General features: G+C 64.0%; 23 protein-coding genes. 12 read left to right on the forward strand and 11 right to left on the reverse strand.

Translation table 11 applies throughout. The annotated features are described in order from the left end of the window. Positions 1 to 14 precede the first annotated feature (14 nt). From OVA12_RS01335 to OVA12_RS01345, 3 genes are read right to left on the reverse strand one after another with little or no spacing between them, the layout of a single operon-like run. On the reverse strand, positions 15 to 926 hold the full coding sequence (locus OVA12_RS01335; RefSeq protein WP_268133832.1) for an ROK family protein: 912 nt from the start codon (positions 924 to 926) through the stop codon (positions 15 to 17). Next, positions 923 to 1,996 carry an SIS domain-containing protein gene (locus OVA12_RS01340; protein ID WP_268133833.1) on the reverse strand — a complete coding sequence of 358 codons (1,074 nt, stop codon included), beginning with the start codon at positions 1,994 to 1,996 and terminating at the stop codon, positions 923 to 925. The genes OVA12_RS01335 and OVA12_RS01340 overlap by 4 nt, the downstream gene beginning before the upstream one ends. Further along, the gene (locus tag OVA12_RS01345) at positions 1,993 to 2,853 is read right to left on the reverse strand and encodes a DeoR/GlpR family DNA-binding transcription regulator (RefSeq protein WP_268133834.1); all 861 of its coding nucleotides are present in this window, start codon (positions 2,851 to 2,853) and stop codon (positions 1,993 to 1,995) included. The genes OVA12_RS01340 and OVA12_RS01345 overlap by 4 nt, the downstream gene beginning before the upstream one ends. 234 nt (positions 2,854 to 3,087) lie before the next feature. Here OVA12_RS01345 and OVA12_RS01350 point away from each other — a divergent pair, with 234 nt between their 5' ends. The 5 genes from OVA12_RS01350 to OVA12_RS01370 are packed head-to-tail and all read left to right on the forward strand — an operon-like array spanning position 3,088 to position 8,368. Then, entirely contained in the window at positions 3,088 to 4,242 is a 1,155-nt protein-coding gene (locus OVA12_RS01350; RefSeq protein WP_268133835.1) for a Gfo/Idh/MocA family protein, read from the forward strand. Continuing rightward, positions 4,239 to 5,123, forward strand: coding sequence for a carbohydrate ABC transporter permease (locus tag OVA12_RS01355; RefSeq protein ID WP_268133836.1), 885 nt, complete (start codon positions 4,239 to 4,241; stop codon positions 5,121 to 5,123). Before OVA12_RS01350 ends, OVA12_RS01355 begins: the two co-directional genes overlap by 4 nt. Next, on the forward strand, positions 5,116 to 5,958 hold the full coding sequence (locus tag OVA12_RS01360; protein WP_268133837.1) for a carbohydrate ABC transporter permease: 843 nt from the start codon (positions 5,116 to 5,118) through the stop codon (positions 5,956 to 5,958). Before OVA12_RS01355 ends, OVA12_RS01360 begins: the two co-directional genes overlap by 8 nt. A gap of 22 nt (positions 5,959 to 5,980) precedes the next feature. Next, positions 5,981 to 7,189 (forward strand): ABC transporter substrate-binding protein, encoded by a 1,209-nt coding sequence (locus tag OVA12_RS01365; RefSeq protein ID WP_268133838.1) that lies wholly within the window; start codon positions 5,981 to 5,983, stop codon positions 7,187 to 7,189. A gap of 57 nt (positions 7,190 to 7,246) precedes the next feature. Further along, entirely contained in the window at positions 7,247 to 8,368 is a 1,122-nt protein-coding gene (locus OVA12_RS01370) for an ABC transporter ATP-binding protein (RefSeq protein WP_326493878.1), read from the forward strand. A 257-nt stretch (positions 8,369 to 8,625) separates the two neighbouring features. Here the strand turns inward: OVA12_RS01370 and OVA12_RS01375 are convergent, their stop codons facing one another. The 4 genes from OVA12_RS01375 to msrB all read right to left on the reverse strand — a co-directional run bounded on the left by OVA12_RS01375 (position 8,626) and on the right by msrB (position 12,645). Then, complete coding sequence (locus OVA12_RS01375; protein WP_268133839.1) at positions 8,626 to 9,909, reverse strand: SH3 domain-containing protein; 1,284 nt, start codon at positions 9,907 to 9,909, stop codon at positions 8,626 to 8,628. Positions 9,910 to 10,037: 128 nt separating this feature from the next. After that, entirely contained in the window at positions 10,038 to 11,534 is a 1,497-nt protein-coding gene (locus tag OVA12_RS01380; protein ID WP_268133840.1) for a protein adenylyltransferase SelO, read from the reverse strand. 156 nt (positions 11,535 to 11,690) lie between these two features. After that, positions 11,691 to 12,197 (reverse strand): peptide-methionine (S)-S-oxide reductase MsrA, encoded by a 507-nt coding sequence (gene msrA, locus OVA12_RS01385; protein ID WP_268133841.1) that lies wholly within the window; start codon positions 12,195 to 12,197, stop codon positions 11,691 to 11,693. Position 12,198: 1 nt separating this feature from the next. After that, on the reverse strand, positions 12,199 to 12,645 hold the full coding sequence (gene msrB, locus OVA12_RS01390; RefSeq protein ID WP_268133842.1) for a peptide-methionine (R)-S-oxide reductase MsrB: 447 nt from the start codon (positions 12,643 to 12,645) through the stop codon (positions 12,199 to 12,201). Between the two features lie 138 nt (positions 12,646 to 12,783). Between msrB and OVA12_RS01395 the strand changes: the two genes are divergently transcribed. The 4 genes from OVA12_RS01395 (at position 12,784) to modC (ending at position 15,861) form a co-directional block, all read left to right on the forward strand. After that, positions 12,784 to 13,185, forward strand: a complete 402-nt coding sequence (locus OVA12_RS01395) for a winged helix-turn-helix domain-containing protein (protein ID WP_268133843.1) — start codon at positions 12,784 to 12,786, stop codon at positions 13,183 to 13,185. Positions 13,186 to 13,249: 64 nt separating this feature from the next. Further along, complete coding sequence (gene modA, locus OVA12_RS01400) at positions 13,250 to 14,062, forward strand: molybdate ABC transporter substrate-binding protein (RefSeq protein WP_268133844.1); 813 nt, start codon at positions 13,250 to 13,252, stop codon at positions 14,060 to 14,062. Between the two features lie 15 nt (positions 14,063 to 14,077). Next, on the forward strand, positions 14,078 to 14,779 hold the full coding sequence (gene modB / locus OVA12_RS01405; protein ID WP_268133845.1) for a molybdate ABC transporter permease subunit: 702 nt from the start codon (positions 14,078 to 14,080) through the stop codon (positions 14,777 to 14,779). After that, entirely contained in the window at positions 14,776 to 15,861 is a 1,086-nt protein-coding gene (gene modC / locus OVA12_RS01410; RefSeq protein ID WP_268133846.1) for a molybdenum ABC transporter ATP-binding protein, read from the forward strand. Before modB ends, modC begins: the two co-directional genes overlap by 4 nt. A gap of 19 nt (positions 15,862 to 15,880) precedes the next feature. Here modC and OVA12_RS01415 read toward each other — a convergent pair whose 3' ends face one another. From OVA12_RS01415 to OVA12_RS01430, 4 genes are read right to left on the reverse strand one after another with little or no spacing between them, the layout of a single operon-like run. Continuing rightward, positions 15,881 to 17,020: a DmpA family aminopeptidase gene (locus tag OVA12_RS01415; RefSeq protein WP_268133847.1), complete on the reverse strand. Its 1,140-nt coding sequence runs from the start codon at positions 17,018 to 17,020 to the stop codon at positions 15,881 to 15,883. 30 nt (positions 17,021 to 17,050) lie between these two features. Continuing rightward, the gene (locus OVA12_RS01420; RefSeq protein WP_268133848.1) at positions 17,051 to 17,875 is read right to left on the reverse strand and encodes an ABC transporter permease; all 825 of its coding nucleotides are present in this window, start codon (positions 17,873 to 17,875) and stop codon (positions 17,051 to 17,053) included. A gap of 12 nt (positions 17,876 to 17,887) precedes the next feature. Then, positions 17,888 to 18,787: an ABC transporter permease gene (locus OVA12_RS01425; protein ID WP_268133849.1), complete on the reverse strand. Its 900-nt coding sequence runs from the start codon at positions 18,785 to 18,787 to the stop codon at positions 17,888 to 17,890. Next, positions 18,784 to 19,893, reverse strand: a complete 1,110-nt coding sequence (locus OVA12_RS01430; protein WP_268133850.1) for an ABC transporter ATP-binding protein — start codon at positions 19,891 to 19,893, stop codon at positions 18,784 to 18,786. Before OVA12_RS01430 ends, OVA12_RS01425 begins: the two co-directional genes overlap by 4 nt. Positions 19,894 to 20,084: 191 nt before the next feature. Here OVA12_RS01430 and OVA12_RS01435 point away from each other — a divergent pair, with 191 nt between their 5' ends. The 3 genes from OVA12_RS01435 to OVA12_RS01445 all read left to right on the forward strand — a co-directional run bounded on the left by OVA12_RS01435 (position 20,085) and on the right by OVA12_RS01445 (position 23,682). Continuing rightward, positions 20,085 to 21,146: a polyamine ABC transporter substrate-binding protein gene (locus tag OVA12_RS01435; protein ID WP_268133851.1), complete on the forward strand. Its 1,062-nt coding sequence runs from the start codon at positions 20,085 to 20,087 to the stop codon at positions 21,144 to 21,146. Positions 21,147 to 21,227: 81 nt separating this feature from the next. After that, positions 21,228 to 22,082: a MurR/RpiR family transcriptional regulator gene (locus OVA12_RS01440; protein ID WP_268133852.1), complete on the forward strand. Its 855-nt coding sequence runs from the start codon at positions 21,228 to 21,230 to the stop codon at positions 22,080 to 22,082. 241 nt (positions 22,083 to 22,323) lie between these two features. Beyond that, on the forward strand, positions 22,324 to 23,682 hold the full coding sequence (locus OVA12_RS01445; protein WP_268133853.1) for an NAD(P)-dependent oxidoreductase: 1,359 nt from the start codon (positions 22,324 to 22,326) through the stop codon (positions 23,680 to 23,682). Positions 23,683 to 23,695: the final 13 nt, after the last annotated feature.

A 23,695-nucleotide genomic window follows, 5' to 3' on the forward strand; every position in this document is an offset into this window, starting at 1 on the left:
ATGCTGGCGGGCGTTCAGGCCGAAGGGCTTGAGGCCGCGCGAAGAGCGATGAGCGCCATGCCGCGTCCGCCCGAGCTGTCGCCATGTTGGGCGATGCGCAGGGCAGGGGGCCGGCTGGTGCCGAGGCGCAGCCGCAGCAGTGCCTGCTCCAGCCGCGCAGTGAGGTCGGGCAGGCGGGAGACACCGCCGCCGAAGGTGATGCAGTCCGGGTCGAACAGCAGCTGCAGCGTGTCCAGCGCCTCCGCCGTCACATCGGCCCAGATGTCGAGCACCTCGCCGCCGCGCGGATGGGCGGCAATCTCGGCCGCGCTCACCTCTTCCCCCAGTTTCCAGCGGGCAAGGTTCGCAATCCCCTTGCCCGACATGTAGGGCTCGAAACAGGCGCTCCGGCCGCAGCCGCAACGCCACTCCGGCAGGCCGTGCCGGCGGAGCGTGCGTGCGGGAATGCCGACATGCCCGATCTCGACGGCCAGCTGGTTGTGCCGTGGTGGCGTTGTCCCGTTGATGGAAATCCCCGCGCCGACGCCGGTGCCGATGATCAGCCCGACCACGCAGCGGAATCCCTCGCCTGCACCACCATTGGCTTCCGACAGCGCGAAGGACGCGCAGTCGTTGCCATAAATGAAGCTGCGGCCAACGCTTGCCTGCAGCGCGGCGGCAATGTCGCGGCCCGAGGTCGGGATGTTCGAGGCGGTCGAGGCCCCGCTCATCGGGTCGACGATGCCGGGCAGGCCGATGCCGATCGGCAGGTCGGCGCGGCCGGACTGGGTGATCAGCCAGCGCGCCTCCTCTGCGAGACCCGCGATGAAGGCGTCGAAATCCTCGTGCCGTGTCGGGCTGCGGCGGCTTGCGACGAGGCGCATCCCTTCATCGAAGAGCTGCGCCTCCATCTTCGTGCCGCCAACGTCGATGCCGCCGCAGATCATCGGGCGAGCGCGTAAAGCTTCACGCCGGAGACGACGCGGCTGAGCGCACCGCCGGCAAACGGGTTGTCGACGTTGAGACCAAGGCTGTCCGACCAGCGGGTCGCCAGAACCTGCGCAACGCCGACATAGAGCACGGCATCGACAGCCGCGACGCCTGTTCCGGCAATGCTGATATCTCCGGCCGGACCAATCGTCAGCACCCTGTTGTCCGGAAACTGCCGGCGGATCTCGGCGGCAATGTCGGCGTCATAACGCGCGGTGTGGTGATCGGGGTGCAGCAGCACGTAGATGTCGCTGCCCGGCGTGATCGCCGCCTTCGGACCGTGCCGGAAGCCGAGTGTGCTGTCCCACTGCGTCATGGTCTGGCCGGCGGTGAGCTCCAGCACCTTCAGGGCGCATTCCCGGGCTGCACCGGTCAGCGCGCCGGAGCCGAGGAAGATTGCCCGTTCCGGTCGTGGCTGATCCAATTTCGCCGCCCGGCCGAGAATGCTCTCCAGCTCCGTTGCAAGTGTCGCAATCTGTGCCGGAACGCTCCCGTGGCCCAGGATCGCGGCGGCCGACAGCAGCATCGTGGAGAAGCTGGAAGTCATGGCGAAGGCGCGGTCATGGGTTGCCTCGGGCAGCACCAGCACGCGCTGTTCGCCGGGCCCGGGAGCTGCCCGGGTCGCCAGGGCGCTGTCAGCGTTGCAGGTGATGTGCAGCCGGTCGGCCTCGGGCAACAGCTGGTCCATCAGGTCCAGCATGCCGACCGTTTCCGAGCTGTCGCCGCTGCGGCCGAACTGCACCACCAGCAGGCGCTTGCCCGTCGGGCGGATCGTCGTTGGTGCGGCCACGTAATCCGTGGTGGCCACCGCCACAAGGCGCGGACCATTTGTCATTTCGGCGGCGAGGATCTGGCCGATGAAGGCCGAGGTTCCCGCGCCGCACAGCCAGACCTCATCGATGCCGCGGCGGTTGATCCACCCGGCAATCTCGCGTGCCTGGCTGGCCAGTTCATCGGCGAAGCCGCGCCAGATGTCCGGCTGCGCGTGAATCTCGCGCCAGGTGTGCCATCGGGAGAGTTCGGTCATTCTGCGGCTTCCTTGTCCTTGGCAAAGACGAGCTGGACCCCGAGGTCCGCAATGGTCGTGGCGACGGGATCCTCGGGGTCGAGATCGGTGACAAGCACGTCAATCTCTTCCCAGGTGCAGATCCGGTGCAGGCTCGGCTTCATGAATTTCGACCGGTCGGCCAGAACGATCACGCGCTCGGCCGCCTGTGACATGGCTCGGGTCTGGTGCGCCTCATCCTCGCGGAATGTGGAGAGGCCGTTGATTGGATCGAGGCTGGTTGCGCCCATGATGAAGGTGTCGAAGCGCATGCCGGCCAGCGAGGATTCCACCAGCCGCCCGGTGAGGGATCTTGCATTGGGGCGGATCCGTCCGCCTGTCAGCATAACGTCGTGACGGCCGTGGCTTATCAGCGTCTGGGCCACGTTCAGGTCCGTGGTCATCACCGTCAGCGGATCCGCCTTGTCCAGCAGGGCTGCGAGCAGTTCCACGGTCGAGCCGTTGTCGATGAGGATCGCCTTGTCGCCGGCGATCAACGGGGCGGCAGCGCGGGCAATGCGGCGCTTGCTCTCCAGATTGATCGTCCGGCGGTCCTGCAGGACGGGCTCGATGAAGCGTGGTTCGCTGCCGCTGGCGCCCGCCAGGGCAAGGGCCAGATCGATCCGGAACTCGGCCAGGCCGCTGTACCCGAAGTCCTTGCAGAAGCGGATCAGCGTTGGCTCGCTCGTTCCAAGCGCAGCGCAGATCTCGCGGGAGGTCAGGCGAATGAAGGATTCCGGCTCGGAGCGGACATAGTCGGCTATCCCGCGCAGCTTGGGTGTGAGCTTGGCATAGTTTGCCTCGATCTCCGCCAGAATGTCTCGCACCTGTCCTGCCATGGTCTCCGCCTGTTGAGCCCGCCGCCTGTCGATTGAGATCGAAAGGGGTGGTATGAATTTTTGCTTGGCTAAAATAGAAACTAAAATTTTTAGCTGCAACAAAAAAATTAGTTGCGCACGCCTAAAATCTGTGTTGGTTTGACTCAACTTTCTCCAGGGGGAGGCTTGTGCCCTGCACAAATATCAAGATGGTTCTTGGTGTGTTTGGGCTTTTTGCAGCTTTGCGAGGGTGGAATGAAGGTCGCTGTAATCGGATTGGGTGCGCGTCTGGCGAAACTGATGGCCGACTTTGTGTCGGTTGCGCCGGATTTTCAGGTGGTCGCCTATGTGGATCCGAGCGCGGACCGTGTTGAGAAACTGACGGCGCTGGGCATGTCTGCCAAGGCTTACGCCGATGCGCCGAGCCTCTATGCGGCCGAAAAGCTCGACATGATCATGATCGGCTCGCCCAATCATCTCCATCTCGGCCATATCCGCGAAGCGCTTGAGACTGACGTCCAGCACATCTTTGTCGAAAAGCCGGTGGTGATCAGCAAGGCCGAAACGCTTGAGATCGCCCGCTTGATGGCGAAGCACGATGGTGCGCGCCGGCTGGTGGTCGGGCTTGTGCTGCGCTATGCCCCGCTCTACCGCGCCCTGCGCAAGGCTCAGGCGGATGGCCAGATCGGCGAAATCATGTCGATTGAGGCGTCGGAGCACATCGCTCCCTATCACGGGTCGTTCTTCATGCGCGACTGGCGGCGCGATTCGGCGCTGTCCGGTGGCTTCATGCTGGAGAAGTGCTGCCATGACCTCGACCTCTACCAGGGCGTGGTCGGTGCACGCCCGGTGCAGATCGCCAGCTTCGGTGGTCGCAAGAAGTTCCTGCCGGCCCACCGCCCGGCGACGGATCCGTCCTATCTGACGGTGATGTCGCCGCGCTGGAACGGCACCACCGACGCCTTTTCCGGTGAGGGTGATCTCGTCGACTACCAGACTGCCATCGTGTCCTACGCCAATGGCGCGACCATGGCCTTCCACACCAACCTCAATGTCCCGGACGAGTTCCGTCGCTTCTGCGTCGTCGGGCGCGATGGCATGGCGGAAGGAGATTTCATCCGCAACTCCTTCCGCGTGACTGCTTCCGACAGCGGCGAACGGCTGACAGAGCTGGTCGAACTCGGCAGCGGCGGCAATGCCCATCACTATGGCGCCGATGTCGCCATGGCGCGCGACATCCTCGCCTATGTGCGCGGGGAAGAGACCAGCCTGCCTGTGTCCGTGATCGATGCGCTGGAGGCGGGTGTCACCGCGCTCACCATGGATGAGGCCCGGCGCGAGGGGCGTGTTGTCGACCTCACCGGCTTCTGGCAGGACTTCGATGCCGCGCTGGCAGGGAAGGCCGCATGACCCGCCGGCGTGATCTCTTCCCCTATCTTCTCCTGCTGCCGGCGCTGGCGCTGACCCTTGCCATCGTGGCCTGGCCGCTGGCGGAGACATTCCGGCTCTCCTTCACCGATGCTTCGATGAAGCCGGTCACTACCTATGTCGGCTTTGCCAACTACGCGAAGATCTTTCGCAGCGGCTTTGAAGAGATCATCGGCCGGACGCTGCTCTGGGCGTCGCTGTCTGTGTCACTGAAGATCCTGCTCGGCCTGCTCGTGGCCGTGCTGCTGAACGCCGCCGTTCCCGGTCGCGCGCTGTTCCGCATCCTGGTGATGCCGCCCTGGATCGTGCCGATCGCCATCGGCGTGTTCATGTGGAGCTGGATGTACAATGGCCAGTTCGGGATGATCTCAGGCCTGCTGCAGCGCTTCGGTCTGATCAGCGAACCCTTCGAGTTCATGGCCTACAGCACCAGCTCGTTCATCGCCACGGTCGTCACGGATGTCTGGATCGGCGTTCCGCTCGTCTCGCTCTATTTCCTGGCTGCCATGCAGGGCATTTCCAAGGAACTTTACGAGGCTGCCTGGGTGGACGGCGCGAGCCGCCTCTACCGGTTCCGGCGGGTGACGCTGCCGCTGCTCCTACCGTCGATCGCCACCATGGCGCTGCTGTCGGCGATCTGGACCTTCAACAGCTTCGACATCATCTGGATCCTCACCGAGGGCGGTCCGCGCGGGGCCACCACGACAATGATCATCGACACCTACAAGACCGCGATCAGCCGCTTCCGCTACGGCGAAGGCGCGGCGCGGGCGGTGCTGATCCTCCTGTTCCTGTCGGCCTTCACCTCTGTCTACGTCTACCTGCTGCTGCGTCTGACGCGGAAGGGAGGCACCCATGATTGACCGCTACCGCTGGTACGAGCTGGTCCTCATCTACGCCGGCATCCTGCTCACACTCATCTTCCTGCTGGCGCCGTTCCTGGAAGCCTTCATGGTCAGCCTCAGGCCGCTGGAGATGATCTTCCGTATTCCCTATCGCTTCTTCACCGACGACATGAGCGTTGATGCCTATGTCGCGATGTGGAGCAGTGTGCCGGACCTGCCGCTCTACATCTTCAACAGCTTCTTCATTGCCGTGTCAGTGACGGTGCTGGCGCTCGCCTGCATCATCCCGGCTGCCTATGCGGTCTCGCGCTTCACCTTCTTTGGCCGCGACGCCATCCTCGCCGCTTTCCTCGGCATCAACATGATCGGCGCCGCCGTGCTGATCATTCCGCTCTACAAGCTGATGCTCTCGGCCGGTTTGCTCAACACCTATCTGGCGATGATCATTCCGGGTGCTGCCTTCTCCGTGCCCACCGGCATCTTCCTCATGCGCAGCTATTTCCTGCGCATCCCGCGCGAGCTGGAGGAAGCGGCCTATGTCGATGGCGCCGGGCGTCTCTACACCCTGTGGCGCGTGATCCTGCCGGTGTCCCTGCCAGGCATCATGGTCGTCGCCATCACCACGTTCATCGCCGCCTATGCGCAGCAGTTCCTGTTCGCCCTGACCTTCAACGCGGTCGACGAATACAACCCGCTGCCCATGGGACTCTACCAATTCTTCGGCCGCGAACGCGTGCTGTGGAATGAACTGATGGCCGCAAGCCTGACAGGAATCCTGCCGGTGCTCCTCGTCTATCTGTTCCTGCAAAGACACATCGTCGCCGGGCTGACCTCCGGCGCGGTGAAAGAATAATGGTCAACTTTCCGAGGATGAAATGAAACTCAAGACGCTCCTGCTTGCTGGCGTCCTGTCCGGCGTCGCCTTTGCGGCCCAGGCGCAGACCACGCTCACCTTCATCAACTGCGGCGGCAAGGATGATCCGACCGCTCCTGTCCAGGCCAAGCACATTGCCGAATGGGAAAAGGCCAACCCGAACTTCAAGGTCGCTGAAGAATACCTGCCCTGGGGCCAGTGCCAGGAGCGCGCCACCACGCTCGCCGGTGCCGGCAATGCCCCCGCTCTGGCCTACATGGGCTCGCGCACCGTGCGGATGCTGGGCGCAGCCGACATGATTGTCCCGGTCAGCCTGTCGGCAGAGGAAAAGTCCTCCTACGAGCCGTCGGTTCTGGCCACCGTCTCCTTCGATGGCAAGGAATGGGGCCTGCCGCGCGCCTTCTCCACCAAGGCGCTCTACTGGAACAAGGATCTCTTCGCCAAGGCTGGCCTGCCGACCGACAAGGGCCCGCAGACCTTCGAGGAAGTGCTCGCTGCTGCCAAGGCGATCAAGGAAAAGACCGGCGCCGCAGGCTTCGGCATTCCGGCCGCCTCGTTCGACAACACGATGCATGAGTTCCTGAACTGGCTCTATTCCAACGGCGGCAGCGTCGTTGATGCCGAAGGCAAGGTCACCTTCGACAGCAAGGAAAACGTTGAGGCACTCGAGTTCTACGGCGAGCTGGCCAAGTATGCCCAGCCGGGCCCGGTCGCCTATGACCGCGCCAAGCTCGAGCCTCTCTTCGCCGAAGGTGCCATCGCCATGTACACCAACGGCGGCTGGGGCCGGAAGAAGGCCGGCAACGTCAATTTCGGCCTTGAAATGATCCCGGCCGGCCCGAGCGGCAAGAAGTCCACCCTGCTCATCACCGACAGCATCGTCGTGTTCAAGGGCACGGGCGTCGAGGACGCAGCCCTCAGCCTTGCCAAGTATCTCACCACGCCCGAGCGCCAGTTCGAGATCGACGTGGCCGGTGGCTGGACCCCGATCCGCAATGTTGCAGGCGTGAAGGACATCGTCGCCAAGGATCCGTCCTGGAGCGTGTTCATCGATGCCATCCCGACCGGTGGCCCGGAGCCGCTGATGGTCGACTACATTGCCATGCAGGACGCCATGAACGAGGCGATCCAGTCCGTCGTGACTGGTGAGGTTGCTGCCAAGGACGCGGTCAAGAAGGCTGCCGAGGCGCTTGCCGACCTCAACAACTGATCCGGAATCGGACCGGGACGGGAGGCTCTGCTTCCCGTCCCATCACGGGAGAAACAGGTGGGACAGCTCAAACTCAACGCCCTTGTGAAGCGCTTCGGGTCGGCCGAAGTCATCAAGAGCGCAACGCTCGACATTGCCAACGGGGAGTTCGTCGTCTTCGTCGGACCGTCTGGATGCGGCAAGTCCACGCTCCTGCGCATGATTGCAGGCCTTGAGGACGTCAGCGGCGGAACGATCGAGATCGATGGCCGGGTGGTGAATGATCTGGCGCCGGTCGAGCGCGGCATTGCCATGGTGTTCCAGTCCTATGCGCTCTATCCGCATATGACCGTCTACGAAAACATTGCCTTCCCCTTGCGCGTCGCCAAGGCACCGCAGGCCGAAGTTGATCGTCGGGTCCGTCAGGCGGCCGAGGTGCTGCAGCTGACCACGCGGCTGGAGCATCGACCCGGCCAGCTGTCCGGCGGCCAGCGCCAGCGCGTCGCCATCGGCCGGGCCATCGTCCGCGAGCCGCGCCTGTTCCTGTTCGACGAACCGCTGTCCAATCTTGACGCGGCTCTGCGCGCCGAAATGCGCCTGGAACTTTCCCGCCTGCATGCCCAGCTCGGCAACACGATGATTTACGTCACCCATGACCAGGTCGAGGCCATGACCATGGCGGATCGCATCGTGGTTCTGCAAGGGGGCGTGATCGAGCAGGTCGGCACGCCGCTCGAACTCTATCACAAGCCGGCAAACCAGTTTGTCGCCGGCTTCATCGGCAATCCGAAGATGAACTTCCTGCCGGCAACGGGCGTCGGAACGACCGAGGCCGGTGTGCAGCTGCGCCTGTTCAACGGGCTGGAGCTGGTCGTTCCCGTCGACGGCGTGGTCGCTGCCGGTGAGGTGTTGACGGTCGGTATCCGCCCGGATGACCTGCTTCCCTCAGATGCCCCCGGTATCCAGGTCATTCCTGAAGTGATCGAGCGGCTTGGCAATGTGTCGATCTGCTACGCCGATGCCGAAGGTGGCATTTCGGTCAATCTCGTGGCTGGTGGGCTGGCAGATCTCGCCCGTGGCAAACCGGTCAATATCGGCATCGACCCTGCCTGTTGCCATGTTTTCCGCTCGGACGGATCTGCGCTGGTGCGTCGTTTCAACATTACGCTCGCGCGCGACAAACCGCATGCGCTGGCCTGATGTCACGCCGCGATGGCCGTGGCTTGGAGAAGGATTGAACGCTGGCCGGAGCGGTGTTTCCCGCATCGGTCTGCTCGCCTGACGCAGGTGGTGTCAGTGTTCCACTGAACCACACACGGCGAAGGGCGCACACGAACCAGTGCGCTGAGAGAGGCGGCCCCACACCGCCTGTCCCTCAACAAGCCTGGTCCCTCCCGTCGAACCTGGCCCGGCCGCGTGCCGGGCCTTTCTTTTGTGCAAGAGACACAACGCTTTCGTCAGCCGCCGAACGGCAGGGCGTCGGCGATCTCATAGCGTTCGCCGCCAATCCGGATCAGTGTCAGGTCGCCGACTCGTTCGGCCGCGAAACTCAGTCCTGGATCTGTCGCCACCACCCGGCCGCCACGAAACTCGATGAAGCGTTCGCGCCCCGATGGCAGCGAGATCCAGACTGCCGCGTTGCCAGGTTCCCCGCGCTGCGCCCGGAACGGACAGGTTCCCGTCGGCTGGCCAAGCGCGGTTGCGCAGGGCAAGAGGCCGGTGATCTCCTGCGGGGGCCGCGGGCGTTGTGGCTGCACGGGCACCGGCGCGCCGGGGCCGGCAGGTGACCCGGCCTCCACAAGAAAGCGCCCGCTGACCCAGCCGGTCATCCGTTCATCCAGGCCTGTCGCGATCTGGCACCAGCGGCCACCACCGGCCATCCGGCATCCCAGGTTGCGCACCACCATGCCGTTGGCAAGCTGGCCGACGACCGGATTGCCTGCGCCGGGTGCGCTGCGCATGTTCAGGGTGTCGGCGCCGGACAGGCCGGTCACCATCCAGTAGTCTGGGCCGCCGGCCAGTCCATCGGCGAAGTCGGGTTGCGGCGCTGGCTGCGGCGGCTGGGCGGGTGATGTGCGGACTTCGGCGATGAACCGCCGGTTCACCCAGCCACTGATGCCCTCGTCGTTGCCGAGCGCAACCTTGCACCACTCTGTCTGTCCGCCGGCCTCACAGCCGAGATTGCGCAGCAGGGTCCCGTTCGGCAGCTCTTCGAGCACGGCAAAGCGCTGGCCTGGACCTGCACGCATGTTCAGCCTGTCGCCGGGCTGCAGGCCCGTCACCACCCAGCTGCCGCGTCCTCCGATTTCCGGGGACGGACGGGCAGGACCGTCGCCGCGCACCGCCACTGACAGGGTGAACCGGGTTGTTTCGCCGCGCCGGGCCGCGTTGCGCATCAGGTAGACCTGAATGCGATAGTCACCACTCTGCCGCAGGACGGCGGAGAACCGGTTGCCCTCTGACGGGCCGATGAAGATCGCGGTGTCGCCACGTGGCGGCAGGATATTGAAATAGGTCGAGGCGTTGTCCGCGCTGAGGTCGACACTGAGCCGTTGCCCGCCACGGGCGTTCAGAACGTAGTCGATGCTTTCCCGGCCACGCAGGCGCCCGGCAATTTCGGCCGAGGACTGGCCGCGCGCGAATTCGACCCGCTCGCTCCGTGTCTCTTGCGCAGTCGCGATGCTAAGGGGCGCCATCAGCAGACAGGCGAGACCAAATAGTAGAATTGCCGGACGTGTCACGTCAGTCGCTCCGTTGCGCGGGGGGACGGTCCACTGACCTTACGCGAACGACCAGATGGCAGCATGTCCGTTTTATCACAGATCGTCGACAGGACGCCGCTGCGGTACGCGTCACAGAGCTTCGTCGATCAGGTGCCGCAGAACGTACGATACGGGCCGAAGTCTGCTGGTGCCGGTGCAGCGAAGGCCTCAAGACCTGCGCGCTCAGTGAAGGGATCGGACAGTACATCCAGCAGACGGTTGAACGGCGCAAGATCGCCCGCGACCGCCGCGGCCAGAGCTTCCTCGACCTCGTGATTGCGTGGGATGTACAGCGGATTGACGGCAAGCATTGCCGTTATGCGCCGTTCTGCCGGCATGGCATCCCGGTCAAGCCGCGCCTTGTAGGCCTGCGTGAAGGCTTTGAAGCGCGCGCCGTCTTCGCCGGTCGGACCGGGGTGGTCGGCCAGCCCGCCAGCCACGGCGGCGAGCCGTCGGAACGCCAGCGTATAGTCGAGCGCGGGAGACTGCTCTCTCGCCTGCAGGCAGCTCAACAGCTCAGCGCCCAGCGTTGCATCGCCGTCCTCCGCACTCTCCAGCCCCATCTTGGCGCGCATGCCGGCGGCCCAAGCCGCTTCGAACCGCACCGGAAAACCGTTGATCGCTTCGGTTGCCCGCTCGATTGCGGCGGCCTCGTTGTCATCGATCAGGGGCAGCAATGCCTCGGCAAGCCGGGCAAGGTTCCACTGGGCGATGGCCGGCTGATTGCCGAATGCATAGCGGCCGTGGGTGTCGATCGAACTGAATACGGTTCGCGGATCGTAGGCTTCCATGAAGGCGCAAGGACCGTAGTCGATGGTCTCGCCAGAGACGGTCATATTGTCCGTGTTCATGACGCCGTGGATGAACCCGGTCAGCATCCATTGCGCCACCAGCTTCGCTTGCCGCTCGATCACCCTGGACAGGAACCCGAGCACCGCCGTGCCCGTGATGTCGCCGTTCTCCAGAAGGTCGGGATCGTGACGGGCAATCGTATAGCTGGTCAGTTGGCGCAGACGTCCGACTTCGGATCTTGCCGCAAAGAACTGGAACGTGCCGACGCGGATGTGACTGGACGCCACCCGGGCCAACACGGCCCCAGGCAGGATCGTGTCGCGCAGCACCTGTTCGCCAGTGGCGACCGCCGCCAGTGCCCGCGTCGTGGGAATGCCGAGGGCATGCATTGCCTCGCCGATGATGTATTCCCTGAGCACCGGGCCGATGGTCGCCTTGCCATCGCCGCCGCGGGAGAATGGAGTACGGCCCGAGCCCTTCAGATGAATGTCGCGGCGGTGTCCGTTGCGATCGATCACCTCGCCGATCAGCAAGGCTCGCCCATCACCCAGCTGAGGGGAGAAGCCGCCAAACTGGTGGCCGGCATAGGCCTGCGCCAGCGGCGCTGCGCCCTCGGGCATCTGGCTGCCGGAGAACAGCCGCGCTGCCTGCTCGTCGCTCAAGCCGTCGGGATCAATACCAAGCTCCAGCGCCAGGGCGCGGTTGAGCTTCAGAAGGCGCGGAGCCGGGGCGACATCGCCCTGCCACGACACATAGAAGCCGTCGAGGTCACGGGCATAGCTGTTGTCGAAGACGAATGTGGCGTGCGTCATGCGGACGATCCGATCCCTAAAATTCTCATCAAATCTAAGGCGTCTTCGCCAGCTGGTCACGCCCGCAAGTCCATCTGGCGCCATCAGCGCACCCGCAATCGGTTGCGCTGATGAACGCAGCGTTAATTCCGTCGATCAAACTTGCCAGCAGTCGGGTTACTCGGCCGCTGCCCGTCGGGGAAGAACCCAGTTGGGACGCGGAAAATGGCAGGTGTAGCCATTGGGGTAACGCAGCAGATAGTCCTGGTGCTCAGGCTCGGCCTGCCAGAAGGGGCCAGCCGGTTCGACTTCCGTCACCACCTTGCCCGGCCAGATCCCGGAGGCATCGACATCGGCGATGGTGTCCAGTGCGACCTGCTTCTGCGTCTCGTCGACGTAGTAGATCGCCGAGCGGTAGGACAGGCCGATGTCGTTGCCTTGGCGGTTCCGCGTGGTCGGGTCGTGGATCTGGAAGAAGAATTCCAGCAGGCTGCGGTAGCTGATCGTCGCCGGGTCGAACACGATCTCGATGCCCTCGGCATGGGTGCCGTGGTTGCGGTAGGTCGCATTGGGCACATCGCCCCCGGTGTAGCCAACGCGGGTCGCCAGCACGCCGGGCAGCTTACGGATCAGGTCCTGCATGCCCCAGAAGCAGCCGCCGGCGAGAATTGCAGTTTCGCTCATGTCAGATGTCCTCCACCTGGTCGAGATAGGCACCATAGCCCTCGCGTTCCATGTCATCGCGGTGAATGAAGCGCAGGGCTGCCGAATTGATGCAGTAGCGCAGGCCGCCGCGGTCGCGCGGGCCGTCCGGGAACACGTGGCCGAGGTGGCTGTCGCCGTGGGCGGAGCGCACTTCCGTGCGGATCATGCCATGCGTGGTATCGGTGAGTTCGGTCACATGCGCCGGCTCGATCGGCTTGGTGAAGCTCGGCCAGCCGCACCCGGATTCGTATTTGTCTGAAGAGGCAAAAAGTGGCTCGCCAGAGACGATATCGACGTAGATCCCTGGCTCCTTGTTGTAGAGATATTCGCCAGTACCGGGACGCTCGGTTCCACTTTGCTGGGTTACGCGATACTGTTCCGGTGACAGCCGGGCAATGGCTTCTTCGGACTTCTTGTACTGCGCCATGTTCAAACCTCCGTCATCAATGACCCAGATATGGTGCATTCCAGACAGTTTGCCCAGTTGCCGGATCTACACCTCACCGTGAAAGTCTGGTGAGTGGTTCCAGCGTCGTCCTGCCCCAGGCAATGAAAGCAGATAGTCATGACCAGCCCATCGCCCATGCCCGCACCTGAGCCCGCGTCTGCGCCCTGGCCGAAACTGCGCCTGCGGCTTGTCTTTGGCGACGACGCCATGCTTGGGCCTGGCAAGGTCGAGCTGCTTGAGTTCATCCGCGAGGAAGGGTCGATTGCAGCGGCGGGCCGGCGCATGAACATGAGCTACAAGCGGGCCTGGATGCTGGTCGAGCATCTCAACGCCGCTTTCCGTGAGCCGCTGGTCGACAGCTCCCGGGGCGGGGCAAAAGGCGGCGGCGCCCAGCTGACCGCCACAGGCGAGCGCGTCCTTGCGGAGTACCGCAAGCTGGAAGACCGGATCGCGGAAGCCGGGTCCTCCGAAATCGACACGATCCGCTCGCTGCTACGGGATATGTCTGACGAGAAATAACGCTTGCGCAGCGGCGGCCGGCTTGCGATGTTTCCGGTCGGATATAACGCATGCGGAGGATTTCATGCGCCCGCTTCCTGACATCACCTCGTTCCTTGGCCGTAAGACGCTCAATGCCGTCTTTGCAGCAGCAGCCCTTGCCGTCACGATCAACCTGGTGCCTGTTCCAGCTGCGCAGGCGGCGGAAACCACTGTCTTTGCGGCCGCGTCGCTGAAAACAGCGCTGGACGACATCGTTGTGGCGTATCAGGCGGGTGGCTCCGACAAGGTGATCGTTTCCTATGGCGGCAGCTCGGCGCTGGCCAAGCAGATCGAGCAAGGCGCGCCGGCAGACATTTTCATTTCGGCCAGCACTGACTGGATGGACAAGCTCGCCAAGGCCAAGCTGATCAAGGAAGACAGCCGTGTCGACCTTCTTGGCAACACGCTGGTTCTCGTGGCGCATGGGGCCGATGCGCCGAAGGTCGAGATCACAGGCAAGCTCGATCTTGCCGCGCTCCTGGGTGACAACAGGCTGGCGATGGCGCTGGTGGACAGCGTTCCGGCGGGCGTCTATGGCAAGGCAGCGCTGACGTCGCTTGGCCTGTGGCCCTCGGTTGAAGCGAAGGTGGCTCAATCGGACAATGTCCGCGCGGCACTGGCGCTGGTTGCGGCGGGCGAAGCGCCATTTGGCATTGTTTATGCGACAGATGCTGTTGCCGAAAAGAACGTCAGCGTCGTTGGCACCTTCCCACCCAGCAGCCATGATCCTATCGTCTATCCCGCAGCCCTGACGGCTGAGGCCAAAGACGGCGCTGCGGCTTTCCTTGCCTATCTTCAGGGTCAGGCAGCAAGGTCCGCCTTCGAACGGCAGGGTTTCAAGGTTCTGGGCAAGTGAGGAACTGACAGGCGCATGGAACCAGGGTGGCTGAGTGCGGAGGAATGGCAGGCTGTGGTGCTGTCGCTCCGGGTTTCGTTCTGGGCCACGCTGGTCAGCCTGCCGCTGGGCATTCTTGTCGCGCTGGCGCTGGCGCGGGGCCGGTTTCCCGGACGCCAGCTGCTCAATGGTCTTGTGCATCTGCCGCTGATCCTGCCACCGGTTGTGACCGGCTATCTGCTTCTGCTGACCTTCGGACGCAAGGCGCCGGTCGGCTCGTTCCTGTACGAGGCCTTCGGCATCGTCTTTGCCTTTCGCTGGACCGGGGCGGCGCTGGCTGCCGGGGTCATGGCCTTTCCGCTGATGGTCCGGGCGATCCGGCTGTCGATCGAGGCCGTGGATCCGAAGCTGGAACAGGCGGCAGCCACGCTCGGTGCGTCGCGGGTCTGGGTATTCCTGACGGTTACCCTGCCGCTGATCCTGCCGGGCATCGTTGCTGGCGCCATTCTCGCTTTTGCCAAGGCGATGGGCGAATTCGGTGCCACCATCACCTTTGTGTCCAACATCCCGGGGGAAACCCAGACACTCCCCTCCGCCATCTATTCCTTCCTGCAAGTTCCTGACGGCGATGCGGCTGCCTTCCGGCTGGTGCTGATTTCGGTGTCCATCGCCATGCTGGCGTTGCTCCTGTCGGAGGTGGTCGCCCAGCGTGTGGCGCGGAGGATTTCCGGACGATGACGCTTGATGTCCGCCTCAAGCACCGCTTTGCCGGATTTGACCTCGATGTCGCCTTCCGCAGCCCGGGAGGCGTAACAGCGCTGTTCGGGCGCTCAGGCTGCGGCAAGACCAGCATCGTGCAGGCCGTTGCCGGTTTGCTGCGGCCGGATGAAGGCAAGATCACGCTCGCAGATGCGCAGTTGCTGGATACGGCCAGGCGGATCGAGGTTCCAGTGCATCGGCGGCGCATGGGCTATGTGTTCCAGGAGGGTCGCCTGTTTCCCCATCTCTCCGTCCGCCAGAACCTCCTGTACGGCCATTGGTTTACCGGCGGTGGCACGGCGACAGAGTTGTCGCGGGTGGTCGACCTTCTCGGGATTGCGGCCCTTCTTGACCGTGCGCCGGCAAGCTTGTCCGGCGGCGAGAAGCAGCGCGTGGCGATTGGCCGGGCCCTGCTCGCGCGCCCGCGTCTCCTCCTGATGGACGAGCCGCTTGCCGCGCTGGACGAGGCTCGCAAGGCGGAAATCCTGCCTTATCTCGAACACCTTGCCCGCGAAAGCGAGGTGCCGATCCTCTATGTCAGCCACTCGCTGGCCGAAGTCACGCGTCTTGCGGCGCATGTGGTGGTGCTGGATGCGGGCCGGGTGGTCCGCGCAGGGCCAGCTTCCGCCGTCCTGTCAGATCCGCTGGCGGCCGGAACGCTGGGCGCTGCCGGGTCTGGCGCGTTGCTGGAAGGCATCGTGCTTTGCCATACAGCCGACGGCTTGACCGAAGTCCGCATCGCGGCAGGCACCCTGCTGCTGCCGCGCCTCACGGCTGCTCCCGGATCTGCCGTGCGCCTGCGCATCTCGGCCGAAGACGTGATCCTGTCGCGGCAGGCACCCGTCGGCCTCTCCGCGCTCAACATCCTCCCGGCTGAGGTTTTGGGGCTTGAGCCTGCCGGACCGGGCCGGGTTCTGGTGCAATTGCAGCTTGGTTCCGACCGGCTGCTTGCGTCCCTGACCGAACGTTCTGCCCTTGCGCTGGGCCTTGCACCCGGTGAGCCCTGCCACGTGGTGCTGAAGTCCGTCGCGCTGGCCTCGTCCGGTGATGCTCCGGACTAGAACCTCTGTTGCGCGGACGTCAGTCCTTCACCCGGCCATAGCGGCGCATGACGTCCACCAAGGCATCGTGGTCGATCGCCTTCACCAGTGCGATGTCGTGTTCGGTGCCACCCAGGTCGCGCGCTGCGATCATGGAGTTGAGCACGGCCTCTTCCACGCCTTCGACCGCCGCCTGATAGACGGGATCGAGCAGGTCGTCGTTCACCATCTCCAGCGCGTAGCGGGCCGGGGCCTTGTGCGGCAGCGGCCGGGCATTGGCCGTCGAGAAGGCGAGGAAGATGTCGCCGGAGGAATTGCCGCCGGCGGTGCCGCCGCGCGCGATGCCGAGTGCCCCGCGCCGGGCCAGACGCTTCAGCTGATGCGGGGCGAGCGGCAGGTCGGTGGCGATGATGATGATGATCGAGCCGCGCTCGTGGTCTTCCGGGCCGTCGCTGTCTGCCATCGGCATGTGCCGGCCAACCGGCACGCCGAGCGGTGAGAACCACTCGCGGATGCCATGGTTCGCCTGCACCAGCACGCCGACGGTGAAGTCGGTGCCGTCAAAGGTCACCTTGCGCGAGGCGGTGCCGGTTCCTGCCTTGAAGCGATAGGCGATCATGCCCGTGCCGCCGCCGACATTTCCTTCGGCCACCGGCCCTGGCCGGGCCGCGTCCAGCGCCGCCCGGGCATCGGCTTCTGTCAGTGGCAGGCCGTTGATGTCGTTGAGTACGCCGTCATAGGTCTCGGCGACGACGGGCATCAGCCAGAGATGGTCGCCCGCATTGTAGGTTTCAGGATGGCTTTCCAGCATCCAGCGGATCGCGGCCTGATGGCACGCGCCGACCGCATGGGTGTTGGTGATCAGCACCGGACCGACAAAGAAACCGCCATCCTCGATCCAGTGGCTGCCGGTCATCTCGCCATTGCCGTTGAAGCGGTGAATGCCGGCATAGACCGGTGACGGATCGGCCTCACGCGGGCGTGGCAGGATTGCGGTCACGCCGCTGCGCACCGGCCGGCGGCGTCCGGGACGCGGGGCATCCTCAATCACGGTGCGGAATCCGACCTCGACGCCCGGCACATCGGTGATGGCGTTGAAAGGGCCAGGCGTTCCGGGCAGGTCGAGGCCAAGATCGCGCGCGCGGGGGCTGCGGGGCGCGGAAGACGCGGTATGGGTCATGGGGCGTTTCCCTTGGAACGTCTTTGTGGTTCAGCGCTTGCGGTTGCGCAGGTAAAGCCCGGCGAAGGCAATGGCGAAGGAGAACACCAGCATCATCACGGCCAGCGCATTGACCTCCGGCTTGATGCCCCGCCGCAGCATGCCGAAGATGTAGATCGGCAGGGTCTGCGTGTTGGTGCCGGAGATGAAATAGGTGATCACCAGATCATCCATCGAGATGATGAAGGCGAGCAGCGCGCCGCCCAGGATCCCCGGCATCAGCTGCGGGATCAGGATGCGGCGGAACGTCGTCCACTCGCTGGCGCCAAGGTCCGCCGATGCCTGTTCGAGGCTCCGGTCCATGCCGGCGAGCCGGGCCGAGACGACGATGAAGACATACGACGTGAGGAACGTTGTCTGGCCGGTGATGATCGTGCCGAGCCCGAGCTGTCCGCCGATGCCGACGAAAAAGATCAGCAAGGCAATGCCGAGAACAATGTCTGGCATCAACATTGGCACGAACAGCAGCACCCGGTAGAAACGCTGGGCCGCGAAGGGGTGGCGGTAGAGCGCGATCGCGGCGCTGGTGCCCAGCACGGTCGAGATCGCGGTTGTGGCGAAGGCGACGATGAAACTGTTCTTCACGGCCGCAAGCAGCTGTTCCGTCGTCTCGATGTAGAGCGCGGCCTCCGAGGCAGCGTTGCGAAGCCCCAGGATCTGCCGGTACCAGTCCAGCGTGAAGCCGGACCAGCGCATCATGTTCACCGGATCCGAGTTGAACGAATAGATGACGATCAGCGCGATCGGCACATAGATGAAGGCGAAGAAGAGGACGGTGAAAGCCAGCAGCGCTTTTGTCCCGAGGTGTCTGAACATGGGTCCTCTCCCTCAGGCGTGGCCGGAACCGGGCTGATCGGCCCGTTCCTGGCGGATGGCGATGAACAGCAGCACCAGCACCACGGCCATCACCAGCATGGCGAGCGCCGAGCCGAAGGGCCAGTTGCGGGCAGCCAGGAATTGCTGCTCGATCAGATTGCCGAGCATCATCGACTTTGCCCCGCCCAGAACGGCCGGCACGATGAAGTTTCCAAGCGCCGGGATGAAGACGATGATGCAGCCGCCGGCAATGCCCGGCAGGGTCAGCGGCAGGATGATGCGGCGGAACGTGTCGAACGCGCCGGCGCCCAGATCCTGCGAGGCGCGGATCAGCGTCCAGTCGAGCTTCTCGACGCTTGCATAGAGCGGCAGGAACATGAAGGGGATGTAGATGTAGACCATCCCCAGGATCACCGCGCCTTCGGTGTAGAGAAGATCCAGTGGACGGTCGATGAGCCCCAGCGCGCCGAGCGTTTCGTTGATGAAGCCGGTCGGACGCAGGATCAGCACCCAGATGAACAGCCGCACGATCAGGCTGGCGAAGAACGGCAGCGTGATCAGGAACAGGGCGAAGTTCTTCCAGCGGTCCGGAAGGGCGGCGATCTGGAAGGCGGCCGGGTAGCAGACCAGCAGCGTTAAGGCGACCGTGATCAGCGCAATCTTCACCGAGCGCGCGAAGATCGACAGATAGACCGGATCGAAGACCTCGAACTCCGGATCGGCAAAGCCAAGAATGCGGCCGTAGTTGTGCGGGTAGTAGGTCCACTCCACCCCGCCGTAGAGGCCCGGCATGAGGAAGCTGTAGACGACCATGATCGCCAGCGGGAGCAGCAGGAAGATCCCGAGAAACAGCGTGACGGGCCCGAGCAACAGCGCAAGCTGCTGCCGTTTGCGGGCCTTCAGCGTGCTCATGCCGCCTCGCTGACGGCCGGGAACAGATGCACCGATGCCGGGTCATAGGTCAGCACTGCGCGGCGCCGCCCTTCGGCTTCCGCGATCCGCGACTGCTGCGAGGCGGGCAGCGTCGCGACCACCTTCTGGCCATCGTCCGTGCGGCCGTGGATTTCGAACACCATGCCCATGAACACCACCTGGTCGATGCTCACCGGCAGCTCGGACAGGCCGTGGGTGCCGCTGTCCGGCGCCAGTGCAAACTGTTCCGGACGGATCAGCGCCGTCACCGGTCCGCTCGAGGGCAGGGCCATGCGGGCATGGACCGTCAGGCCGGCGCTGGTGCGGACGATGGTCTCGGCCCCGCTGCCCGATCCGCTGCCGGTGAAGAGATTGCTGGCGCCGATGAAGGACGCGACAAACCCGTTGGCCGGGCGATTGTAGACCTCACCGGGGCTGGCCAGCTGCTGGATCTCACCGCCGTTCAGGACGGCGATCCGGTCCGACATGGTCAGCGCTTCTTCCTGGTCATGGGTGACGAAGACGAAGGCGATGCCCAGTTCATGCTGCAGTGTCTTCAGCTCGATCTGCATGGCCTGCCGCAGCTTGCGGTCCAGTGCCGACAGGGGCTCATCAAGCAGCAGCAGCTTCGGCCGGGCGACAATGGCCCTTGCGAGGGCGACGCGCTGCTGCTGGCCGCCGGACAGCTGGCGCGGCAGGCGCTTTTCCAGCCCGCCAAGGCCGACCATCTCCAGCGCCGCCCCGACGCGGGCATTGCGCTCGGGCCGGGCAACACGGGCGATATCGAGGGCGTAGCCGACGTTGTCGCCCACACTCATATGCGGGAACAGCGCATAGCTCTGGAACACGGTGTTCACCGGCCGCTTGTTGGGCGGCCTGTGCGTCATGTCCTCGCCATCGATGAAGATGCGCCCCGCATCCAACTCGACGAAGCCGGAAATCGCATGCAGCAAGGTGGTCTTGCCGCAGCCGGAAGGGCCGAGAAGGGTCAGGAATTCGCTGGGTTTGACGCCGAGGTCGATACCGGCCAGGGCCGTTACCAGAGTTCCTTCCGGTGAGGCAAAACTCTTTCGTGCCCCGTCAAGTCTGACGCTGCTGTGGTCCATGGTCCGGACTCCGCCACTGATGTTCCCCTGAACAGGTTTTGTTATTGAAGTACCTGTTCCATATTTTAGTTATCATGATATCGTTTGGATGCGGATGTCAATGCAGCGAGTTCGGCGAACCGGACCGCTGGCCCATTGGGGAACAGGGGCGGCAGCCGCGACCGCTGAATTCAACAGGGGAGTTTTGCAACATGACCATCAATCGCCGCCTGCCCAGCCGCGCGCTTGCCAGCACCGCACTTGGCCTTGCCTTTGCCTTTGCAGGCACGTTTTCCGCCGCCGCGCAGGGCACGCTGAACCTCTACAACTGGGGCGAATACATCAATCCGGAAGTGCTGAAGGCCTTCGAGGCTGAGACGGGCATCAAGGTCAATCTCGACACCTACGGCTCCAACGAGGAAATGCTGGCCAAGGTCCAGGCAGGTGGCACTACCTACGACATCGTGTTCCCGTCGGTGCACATGCAGGACATCATGGCCAAGCTCGATCTGCTCGAGAAGACCGACATCAACACCTATGAAGGCTTCAAGAACATCGAGCCGACGTTCCTGCGCGCCAAGTCAGACCCCAAGGGCGAATATTGCATGCCCTATGCCTGGGGCAGCGTCGGCATCGTCTACAACCGCGAGGTTCTAGGCAAGGACGTCACCGGCTGGAAGGATCTCCTCGCCACCGTCAGCGCCAAGAACCTCAAGTTCACGTTGCTTGATGACATGCGCGAAGTGCTGGGCGTTGGTCTCATCCTGAACGGCAAGTCGGTCAACTCCACCGACGCGGCGGACCTGAAGCTGGCGGCTGATACGATGATCGCGATGAAGCCGCACGTGGCGGCCTTCACCTATGACGCCCGCCCGATGGTGCAGGCGGGCGACGTCGCCGCCGGGCATTTCTTCGTGGGCGCGATGGTCGATGTCTTTGGCGCACCGGAGAAACTCGGCTACGTGATCCCGGAGGAAGGCGCGACCATGTACCAGGAAAACATCTGCGTCCTGAAGAGCGCGCCGAACAAGGACAATGCGCGCCGGTTCCTCGAGTTCTACACCAAGCCGGAAATCGTGGCGCTCAACATCGCCCAGCAGACCAACGGCACCGCCAATGCCCCGGCGCGCTCGCTGACGCCGGACAACATCAAGAACTCCAAGGAAATCAACCCGCCGGCCGAGGTGATGGCCAAGCTGCAGATCTTCGAGGATCTGGGGGCTGACCTGCGCAAGGTCGATCGGGTGTGGACGCAGGTGAAGACGGCGCAATAGTCTTTAGCCGAGTATGCAACATGTCAGTCACGGCGGCGCGTCTGCCGTGGCTGACCTTTCAGGCAAGATCGAGAGTAGCCCATGACACCGGTCGTTCTGACAAGGCTGAGATCGCCCGACGCGCGTCAGACCAAGTCGGACATTCTCATTGCCAACTATCTGGAGCGGAACCTTGCCGAGGTTCCGTTTGAAACCGCCAAGTCGATTGCCGAACGTGTCGGTGTCAGCCAGATGACCGTCGGCCGGTTCTTGCGCCGCCTTGGCTACAGTGGACTTGAGGAGCTGAAGCAGGATCTGCGCGAAGGCTCCGCCCGCACCGCCTGGGACGTGCGCGGCGGCTTTGACCGGCTGAAGGAGGATGCGCAGGACGGCCGGCTTCTGGCGCAGCTGATCCAGCAGCAGGTTGATGATCTCACCCGCATGTACGAGATCACCACCGCGCCGCAATGGCAGCAGGCGGTTGAGGCCATTGTCGCGGCCGAGGAGATCTACGTCGCGGCCTATCAGAATGTGCGCGGCGTTGCCCAGTATTTCGCGGCGCAGCTGTCCTATGCCCGGCCGCGCGTTCAGTTCGTCGACGGGCTCAACGGCACCTACGCCGAGCTGCTGGATGGCAGTGTGCCGAACCGGCTGCTGATCCTTGCCGACGTCCGCCGCTTTGCCGCCAAGGCCCAGCCCCTGGCCCGCGCGGCGCGGGAGGCGGGCGTGACCGTCCTGCTGATTTCCGACGACGCCTGCACCTTCGCCGATGACTGCGCCGATATACCGATCATCATGCCCGGTGCGCGCGGTCCGCTCTGGGATGGTGCCGTGATGATGGTCGCCGTGTTCGATCTTCTCATCGCCAACCTGATCGTCGCCCTCGGCGACAGCGTCAACGCCCGGGTCGACCGGCTGACGGCGCTGCAGGACACATTCGGCGATTTCGAGGACTAAACCCGATTTCCCGCTCCGGAACGACCTGAACGCGCTGGCGGCCCGCCGGCGTGCTCTGCCTTGCCTTGAGGAAATTCAGTATCTTAGCAGGCGCATAATCCTGACTATCATCTTCATATAATTGTTCTTTCGAAAAATATTTGACTGTTTGGACAAATTTTCCTTCAATGCTTTCCGGAAAGCCTGTTCGGGACAAGAAACGGGCACCAGACATAGGTCGCCACCTTCCGGAGATCCTCTCATGACTCAGACCAAGACAGGTCCTGACATCGCGCCCGCGCGCCTGTCGCTGGATCAATACGCCAGGAACTTCTGTGATCTTCACCCGCGGCTTGATCCGCATGAGGCGAGGGTCGAGTCGGATCGCTGCTACTTCTGCTATGACGCCCCCTGCGTCAAGGCCTGTCCGACCAGCATCGACATTCCGCTGTTCATCCGCCAGATCTCGACTGGCAACACCAACGGTGCCGCGCGCACCATCTTCGCGCAGAACATCCTGGGCGGCATGTGCGCCCGCGTCTGCCCGACCGAGACGCTGTGCGAGCAGGCCTGCGTGCGCAACGAGGCCGAGGAAAAGCCGGTCAAGATCGGCGAGCTGCAGCGCTTTGCCACCGATCACTACATGGACACCCACGACACCACCCCGTTCACCCGGGGCGAGCCGACGCTGCGCCGCATTGCGGTGGTGGGTGCCGGCCCGGCCGGCCTGTCCTGCGCCCATCGTCTGGCGTCCTATGGCCACGACGTTGTGCTCTACGATTCCCGGTCAAAGGCTGGCGGCCTGAATGAATACGGCATTGCCGCCTACAAGTCGGTCAACGACTTTGCCGCCCGCGAAGTCCGTTTCATCCTGTCGATCGGTGGCATTTCGGTGGTCAGCGGCCAGACGCTGGGTGAGGACTTCTCGCTGCATCAGCTGCAGCAGGAATATGACGCGGTCTTCCTCGCCATCGGCCTTGCCGGTGTAAACGGGCTGTCCGTTCCCGGTGAAGATCTGTCGGGCGTCGTCGATGCGGTCAGCTACATTGCCGATCTGCGCCAGGCCCCGGACCTGTCCCGCCTGCCGGTTGGCCGCCGCGTTGTTGTCATCGGCGGTGGCATGACGGCTGTCGACATCGCGGTCCAGAGCAAGCTGCTCGGCGCCGAGGATGTCACCATTGCCTATCGCCGTGGCAAGGAACACATGAACGCCAGCGAGTTCGAGCAGGATCTCGCCCAGACCAATGGCGTGCGCATCCTGCACTGGGTCGCACCGAAGGCAATCCATGGTGCCGACGGCAAGGTCACCGGCATCGAACTGGAACGGACCCGACTGGACAATGCCGGCAAGCTGGTCAGCGCCGGTGAAACCGTGACGCTGGCTGCCGACATGGTGTTCAAGGCTGTCGGCCAGAAGCTCAATCCCAATGGCCTGAACGGCTCTGCTGCCAGCCTCACCCTCGACAAGGGCCGCATCGTCGTCGACGCCGACCGCGCCACCTCGCTGCCCAAGGTCTGGGCCGGCGGTGACTGTGTTGCCGGTGGCGAGGACCTGACGGTCGCTGCAGTCGAGGACGGCAAGATTGCCGCCGAAGCCATTCACCGGGCGCTCAGCGCCTGAGCCAGCCGTTTTT

Origin of the sequence: Pannonibacter sp. SL95 (assembly GCF_026672425.1) — a bacterium.
GTDB lineage: Bacteria > Pseudomonadota > Alphaproteobacteria > Rhizobiales > Stappiaceae > Pannonibacter.